Origin of the sequence: Aestuariivirga sp., from assembly GCF_044239095.1 — a bacterium.
Taxonomy (GTDB): domain Bacteria; phylum Pseudomonadota; class Alphaproteobacteria; order Rhizobiales; family Aestuariivirgaceae; genus Aestuariivirga.
The window spans coordinates 1-7,485 of the sequence record NZ_JBIICB010000216.1; the positions used below are offsets into that span (position 1 = coordinate 1).

Sequence of the window (7,485 nt, forward strand, 5' to 3'; positions counted from 1 at the left end):
AACCTGGACCAACAACGGCGTCGTGAGCTTGGCGGACCCCACGCTGAGGCCGGAGCGCGAGGACCCGGAGACGGTGCAGGGTGCAAGCGAGCTGATGCGGCTCTATGAGAAGCTGGGCACCCGGCCAACCTGGACCTGCGCGCCCTACCAGCATGCAGGCGGCCCGAAATTCGGTGATCATATCGCAGTGGGGGAATCCAACGCCGTCTCGTATTACAATTCGGTGGTCGGTGCGCGGACCAACAAGTACGGTGACTACCTCGATGTTGCCTGCGCACTCACGGGACTGGCACCCGATGCCGGGCTGCACCGGACGGAGGAGCGTTGCGCAACGCTCCACATCGACGCGACCCAGCTGCCGGAGGAATGGCGGCGCGAAGACGTCTTCGCGCATCTGATCGGGCACCATACGGGGCGGCTCGCCGGGCGGCGCGTGCCAGTGATCTCAGGGCTGTTTCCCGATGCTCCAAAACATTCGCTGAAGGCAATCAGTTCGGCTGCCGCCTCATCCGGGGGCGTCGAGCTGTGGCATGGCACCGGCGTAACGCCGGAAGCGCCAGAACTCGCATCCGTGTTTCGCGGGACGCAAACGCATGTCGTGATGGTGGACGATCTCGCCCGCGCCCATCGCGACCTCTCGACGGCGCAGGATGGTCCGCTCGATGCGGTCGCACTCGGCACGCCACATTTCGCACTCTCGGAATTCGCGGATCTTGTGCGCCTTCTCGACGGAAGAAGGGTAAGGTCCGGTTTGCCATTCCTTGTCTCGACGAGCCGCGTGGTCCGTGAGCTTGCGCGGGCGAAGGGGTGGATCGCGGAACTCGAGGCATGCGGCATCGAGGTGCCGGTCGATGTCTGCACCTATCACTCGCCGCGCGTCAGGGGCTTGCAGGGCCGCGTCATGACCAATGCCGCGAAGTGGGCATACTACGCACCTGGCATGCTTGGGGTGGAGGTGGCTTTCGGCTCGCTGCGCGAATGCGTGGAAAGCGCCATTCGTGGCGAGGTCTGGCGTGACTCCAATCTGTGGAGCGCTCGATGATCAGAGCCCGTATTCTCACCGGCGAGGCGGCGGAGGGCCGCGTATTGTCCCTCGACGAGCCCTTGAGTTTCTGGGGGGCTTTCGAACCGAGGACCGGCGTTATCATCGACGTGCATCATCCCCAACGCGGGGCGTGTGTGAAGGGCAGGATTCTCCTGATGACCGAGACGCGCGGATCTGGCTCCGCGCCCGGCGCCATCGCCGAAGCAATCCGGCTCGGCACCGCGCCAGACGCAATCATCCTTGCTGAACCCGACATCAACCTCGCGGTCGGCGCGGAGGTAGCGGCGGTCCTCTACGGAAGGCACTGCCTGCTTGCCTGCGTCACGCAGGATGAGCTTGCACAGCTGCGACGCGCTGAGCGTCTTCGAATCGCGGCGGACGGTGCCGTTACGGTTGGCTAGCGCGCGTTCCGACCAGGTGGAATCACCTGGTCGAAAAGAACTCGCGCAAGTTCAATAGCTTGAGCATGATCTTGTCGCAAAAGTGGTTTCCACTTTTGCGGATCATGCTCTATTCATTCCGCGGCCTCGAGCATCGGCTCTGGGGCAAGCTCAACGTAGGTAAGGTCCACGGCCCCGCGCGGGGCTTCTTCCGGAATGCGGAACAGGTTCCAGTCCCACATGCGGCGGCCCAGTTCGGGCAAGCCGGTCGCCCACGACACGAGTGGTGAGAGCATCAACGCGCCCGCGATTGGCAAAAGCCACAGGAAGGCAACCGCGGAGATATGGAAGGACAGCACCGCAAAGCACAAGCCCGCCACAACATGAAGTGAGTGCACCCTGGCGCAGTCACTGAGCGGCATTGCCTGATCGTCGCGGTTCTGGGCATGCCAGCCGGAGTCGCGGCCTAGCAGCACCTCGGCCACCACGCGTGACTGGATGAGCATCATCATGGGCGACAGCATCATGGAGACGACGCTTTCCGCGGCCACGCTCTTGAAGAGCCCAACTGCCCCACCGCAACCCCGCCGCAGTTCTCGATCGCGCAACGCCAGCAAGAGCGCCAGGAGTTTCGGCAGGTAGAGGACGGTGAAGGTGATGGCGAAGAGCCTGAAGGCCAGTTCGGGGTCAAACACCGGCCAACTCGGGAACAGCGAGAAGGACTCCGGAAAGTAATTTGGCGTCGCATGGCGGGCAACGGTGGCAAGCACCAGGCCTGCCAGCAGCAGCAAGAGCCACACGGGTGAGGCCAGATAGGACATGATCCCCTGCACGAGGTGCACCCGGCTGACCCAGTGCAGGCCCTTCGCCCCGACGATCTTGATGTGCTGCAGATTGCCCTGGGCCCAGCGCCTGTCGCGCACGGCGAGGTCGATGAGGCAGGGTGGCGTTTCCTCATAGGATCCCGCAAGCTGCGGCAGCATGTAGACTGCATAGCCTGCCCGGCGCATCAGCGCCGCCTCCACGAAGTCATGGCTCAGAACATGCCCGCCGAACGGTTTGCGGCCGTCAAGCTCCGGCAACCCTGCGGAGTCCGCAAAGGCCCTGGTGCGTATGATCGCGTTGTGGCCCCAGTAATTGCCGTCGCGGCCGTGCCAGGCGGAAAGACCCGCAGCAATGAGGGGGCCATAGACACGGCCAGCGAACTGCGTCATGCGCGCAAACGGTGTCCAGCGGTTCTGCAGCAGCGGAAGCGACTGGATGATCCCTGCTTGTGGATCCGCCGCCATGGCGCGCGCCAGCGTGATCAGTGCGGCATGGCTCATGTCGCTGTCGGCGTCGAGAATGATCATGTGATCATAGGCTGCGCCCCAGCGCCGAACGAAATCGGCGATGTTACCCGCCTTGCGGTGATGGTTGTGCTCCCGGCGGCGGTAATGGACTTTCACCTCCGGAGCAAGCTGCCGCCGGAGCCAGGCAAAGGCCTCCAGTTCGGCCTCCGCGATGTTCTCCTTCCGCGTGTCGCTCAGCACGAAGATGTCGAAATGCGCACCCGCGCCCTGACGCCGGAGCGCATGGCCCATGCGGCACAGCGCGGTGAAAACGCGCGCCGGATCCTCGTTATAGACGGGCATCAGCAATGCGGTGCGGCCAATATCGCTCATATCGGCCAGCGGCGGCCGCACGGTCTTGCCGCGCAGCAAGACCCAGAACCCGAGGATCGCGCTGGCGCATGAGAACGAGATCCAGGCGAATGTGAGCGCGAAGAAGCCAGCGAACAGCACCTGGAGCGCGGTGACGTTCACCGGGTTGATCACCTCATACATCTTCCATGTGCCGAACGCGGTGAGGGCGGCGGATGTGACGAATACGAAGATACGCGCCAGCGTCACATCACGGCCATTGCCGACCGCTGCCGGACTGCCCTGCCAGGACGAAAGGTCCTGAACAGGCATGTCGAGCGGCGCGTCAGCGGGCATCGCCCCTGCGGTCAGTTTCTTGTCCAGCGATAGAGCCATGTTTCGCTTACTTTCTTGTCGCCACGCTTCAGCACGGCACGCAATTCCGCAGTGTCGGCGCCATTGACGTTGTGCTCGAAGGAGAGCCGTGTCGTTTTCGCAACGTCGTTCTTTGCTGCATGCACGTTGGAGATAACGCCCGCGGAGGCCGTCACATCCGGGACGGGATCCCCATCGAGATCGCCACCCGCGAACTCCACGATGTAAAGCCTCAGATCTGGGTCATAAGATGGCGGCGTTGCCGAATAGTTAGGGTCCACTCCGGCGCCAGAGAATACGGTTCGCGCCACGGGAAGTTCAGCACCCACGGGCCAGTCCGCGCACCAGTGGAGGCGGTAGACGAACGCGTAGCTCTGTCCATGCCGCAGCGGCTCCTTCGGTTGCCAGAAGGCGACGATATTGTCGTTGGTTTCGAGCAGGGTCGGTATCTCGTAAAGCTCGACCGCGCCGGCACCCCAGTCACCGACCGGCTCCGCCCACAGGCTCGGCCGGCGCTCATAGCGCGACTCGAGGTCGAGAAAGTCACGGTAGTCGCGCTTGCGCTGAATCAGGCCGAAGCCACGCGGGCTCATGTCCTGGAAAGCACTTACCTGCAGGGTCTTGTGATTGGTCAGCGGCCGCCAAAGCCATTCTCCGGCTCCCGTCAGCATCATCAGGCCGTCCGAATCATGAACGGCTGGGCGGAAATCCTCCACAGGCCGTGAGATCGAATCGAGCAGGAACATGGAGGTCATCGGCGCGATGCCGAAGTGACCGATGTCACGCCGCGGAAAAAGCACCATCTCCACGTCCATCTGCGTGTCTTCGCCAGGCTTGATCGAGAATTTGTAGGCGCCCGTCACGGAAGGGCTGTCGAGCAACGCCTCGACCACGACGGTGGTGGCCGCCGGATCGGGCTTCCTCACCCAGAAGGCGCGGAACATGGGGAATTCCTCACCCTTGGGCTGACCGGTGTCGATTGCAAGCCCGCGCGCTGAAAGGCCGTAGAGAAGGCCCCTGCCCACGCCGCGGAAATAGGACGCCCCCTGGAAGACGACGAACTCATCGTTCACGTCCTTCGAGTTGATCGGATAGCGCAGCCTCAATCCGGCATAATGCAGGTCGGTCTTGCCATCCGTCCTGGGCGCCAGCGGGCCGAAGTTGAACAGGTCCGGGCTGTAGTTGATGCGCGCCGTCTTGCCGTCCTCCACGACATGCACATCGACCGGCGCCGTGAACAGGAAACCGGAATGGAAGAGGTCGAAGGAGAACTGATGCGGCGCGCCCTTCCAGAAGGACTTGTCCGGATTGAAGCGGATATCGCGGTACTGGTCGTAATTGAGTGCCTCCCAGCCTGGCGGCATGGAGATGCGTACATCTTCCCACGGCTTCTGTGACAAGGCCTCGGCAAGCTTGCGGACGTGATCCTCCGCGAAGGCCTGATGCTCGATCAGAAGGCCTGCCGCCTCCGCCATGCTGGGAAACGTGCCGAGGCGCATCGCCGTGACCAGCGCGCCAAGCGTTGCCGCCGACCCCAGAACCTGACGTCGTGAAACATTCATGTTAGGAAAATCCAAAGAAAATGGTGCGGTGCACAAATTAGACGAACCATCAGATTTGTAAAGCCCCTGCGCGGCCTCTCGACCGTTTGGTTTCCATGCACTAAAAGCGCGGCAAAACAAGGGTTCCCAAGATGAAATTTGCGAAAGTAACGGCGAGGCTTGGCGGCCTGGGGTCAGACAAGTGGGCCGTCCACATCGAGGGAAGGCGCAGGGCTGCCCTGGGCGACCGCATGATCTTCCTGTCGATCGGAGAACCCGATGCACCACCGCCCGCGGCGATTCTGGACGAGGCCACCCGCCAGATGAATGGCGGCCGCCTGGGCTATGCCGATGGCCGGGGCGAGGCCAGTGTGCGCCGCGCACTGGCGCGCCTCTACACAAGGCAGACGGGCCGCACGATCGAAGAGTCCCAGTTCATCTACCTTCCCGGCACGCAGACCGCGCTTTACGCCGCCATGATGGCGGTGGTCGACGAGGGCGACGAGGTACTGGTGGCCGACCCCTACTATGCCACCTATGAAGGGGTCATCGCCGCGGCGGGCGGCATCAAGGCGCCCATAAGGGTTGACCCCGACGACGGCTTCCATCTCAAGGCGGCCGACCTCGAGAAGGCCATCACGCCGAAATCGCGCGTGCTGCTGATGAACTCGCCGTCGAACCCGACAGGGGCCGTCTTCACACGGGCGGAAATCGAGAAGATCGGCAAGATCTGCGAAAAACACGATTTGTGGATCATATCGGACGAGGTCTATGCCACCATGACCTACGGCAATGCCGTGTTTTCCTCGCCCTTTGACATTCCCGAGCTCGAAAAGAGGACAGTCGTCGTATCGTCGATCTCGAAGTCACACGCGTTGCCAGGCCTCCGCGCCGGGTGGATCGCCGCTTCGCCTGAGTTTTGCGACCGTTGCATTCCTGTGACCGAGACGATGCTGTTCGGTTCTCAGCCTTTCATTGAAGATGCAGCAGCCTTCGCGCTCGACAATCACTTCCCCGAGATCGACGCCATGAAGCGCGCCTATGAACAGCGCGCACACGCCCTGGTGAGGTCTCTCGAAGGCTCGAAGACGGTCTCGGCCCGCATGCCCGAGGGCGGCATGTTCGTTATGGTGGACGTCAGGAAGACCGGCCTCTCGGGCGAGGACTTCGCGCGCCGGCTCCTCGCGGAGGAGAACGTCGTCACCATGCCGGGCGAGAGCTTCGGTGCAGGCGGTTCCGGCCACCTGCGCGTGGCCCTCACGGTGGGCGTCGATGAGATTACCGAAGCCTCGCGGCGCATTGCACGTCTGGCGGAACGGATCTGACGGCCGCTTACGTCACCGCCCGTAAAGCTGCTCCGGAAGCCAGAGCCCGATCTGCGGGAAGGTGTAGAGCAGCGCCATGGAGCCGATGACGATGAAGATGAAGGGCATCACGCCCGCGAAGATGTCGTTGATGCTCACCTCCTTCGGCGCCACGCCCTTCAGGTAGAAGGGTGCCATGGCAACCGGCGGAGAGAGGAACGAGGTCTGTATGTTGAGGGCGATCAGCAGACCGAAGAACAGCGGGTCGATGCCGAAATGGTCAAGAAGCGGCAGGAAAATCGGCACAAAAATGACGATGATCTCGGTCCACTCCAGCGGCCAGCCGAGAATGAAGATGATGATCTGCGTCACCAGCAGGAACATGAAGGGCGTGAGGTCGAGTCCGACCACGAAGTCCTTGATCACCGCATCGCCCCCAAGGATGGCAAAGACGGCGGAGAAGGTGAATGAGCCGACGAAGAGCCACCCCACCATGGCCGAGGTGCGCGCCGTCAGATAGACGGATTCCTTGAGTTTCTCGAAGCTGAGGGATCGATAGGCGATGGCCAGGACGAGCGCGCCCAGGGCGCCGATGGCGGCAGCCTCGGAGGGGGTGGCAATGCCGAACATGATTGCCCCCAGCACCGCCATGATCAGCAACGCCAATGGCACGAAGGATGTGCCAAGCTCGTAGAAAACCGTGGCGACCGGCACGTTTCTTTCTTCCACCGGCAAGGGTGGCGCCAGCTTGGGGTTCAGCATGGCCCGGATCATCACGTAGGCAATGTAGAGGCCCGCGAGCATGAGGCCTGGAAACAGGGCCCCCGCATAGAGTTGTACCGGCGAGACACCTGCAGTGGCGCCGTAAAGGATCAGCATGATCGACGGCGGGATGAGGATGCCGAGGCAGCCGCCGGCGCAGACCACGCCAGCCGAGAGCCGCACGTCATAACCGTTGCGCAGCATGACCGGAAAGGCCAGCAGGCCCATCAGCGTCACCACAGCGCCGACGATGCCGGTGGCGGTCGCGAACAGCGTGCAGGTGATGAGGGTCGCCACCGCAAGCGATCCAGGAAGCCCGCCCGCGGCCAGTTGGATCGAGCGGAACAGACGGTCAAGGATGTTGGCGCGTTCGATGATGTAGCCCATGAACACGAACAGCGGCACGGAGATGAGAATGTCGTTTGTCATCACCGACCAGGTGCGCTGCACCAGAAG

At 62.8% G+C, this 7,485-nt stretch carries 6 protein-coding genes; 3 read left to right on the top strand and 3 right to left on the bottom strand.

Translation table 11 applies throughout. The annotated features are described in order from the left end of the window. Both ACILRA_RS16815 and ACILRA_RS16820 read left to right on the top strand, forming a co-directional pair. A partial coding sequence (locus tag ACILRA_RS16815) for an aconitase X (protein WP_395663221.1) occupies window positions 1-1,042 on the top strand: 1,042 nt, incomplete at its 5' end. Further along, window positions 1,039-1,446 carry an aconitase X swivel domain-containing protein gene (locus ACILRA_RS16820; protein ID WP_395663222.1) on the top strand — a complete coding sequence of 136 codons (408 nt, stop codon included), beginning with the start codon at window positions 1,039-1,041 and terminating at the stop codon, window positions 1,444-1,446. The genes ACILRA_RS16815 and ACILRA_RS16820, both read left to right, overlap by 4 nt. 113 nt (window positions 1,447-1,559) lie before the next feature. On the opposite strand, the gene mdoH is transcribed toward ACILRA_RS16820, so the two are convergent. Both mdoH and ACILRA_RS16830 read right to left on the bottom strand, forming a co-directional pair. Continuing rightward, a complete protein-coding gene (gene mdoH / locus ACILRA_RS16825) occupies window positions 1,560-3,443 on the bottom strand; it encodes a glucans biosynthesis glucosyltransferase MdoH (protein WP_395663223.1) in 1,884 nt (627 codons plus the stop codon). Then, the gene (locus ACILRA_RS16830) at window positions 3,416-4,984 is read right to left on the bottom strand and encodes a glucan biosynthesis protein (RefSeq protein WP_395663224.1); all 1,569 of its coding nucleotides are present in this window, start codon (window positions 4,982-4,984) and stop codon (window positions 3,416-3,418) included. Before ACILRA_RS16830 ends, mdoH begins: the two co-directional genes overlap by 28 nt. A gap of 131 nt (window positions 4,985-5,115) precedes the next feature. Between ACILRA_RS16830 and ACILRA_RS16835 the strand changes: the two genes are divergently transcribed. Then, complete coding sequence (locus tag ACILRA_RS16835; protein WP_395663225.1) at window positions 5,116-6,288, top strand: pyridoxal phosphate-dependent aminotransferase; 1,173 nt, start codon at window positions 5,116-5,118, stop codon at window positions 6,286-6,288. A gap of 12 nt (window positions 6,289-6,300) precedes the next feature. Here ACILRA_RS16835 and ACILRA_RS16840 read toward each other — a convergent pair. After that, window positions 6,301-7,485: TRAP transporter large permease subunit (locus ACILRA_RS16840; RefSeq protein ID WP_395663226.1), on the bottom strand; the 1,185-nt coding region annotated here is incomplete at its 5' end.

Coding starts and splice junctions, on each gene's coding strand:
- ACILRA_RS16820 (WP_395663222.1), top strand. CDS start 1,039: ATGATCAGAGCCCGTATTCTCACCGGCGAGGCGGCGGAGGGCCGCGTA.
- mdoH (WP_395663223.1), bottom strand. CDS start 3,443: ATGGCTCTATCGCTGGACAAGAAACTGACCGCAGGGGCGATGCCCGCT.
- ACILRA_RS16830 (WP_395663224.1), bottom strand. CDS start 4,984: ATGAATGTTTCACGACGTCAGGTTCTGGGGTCGGCGGCAACGCTTGGC.
- ACILRA_RS16835 (WP_395663225.1), top strand. CDS start 5,116: ATGAAATTTGCGAAAGTAACGGCGAGGCTTGGCGGCCTGGGGTCAGAC.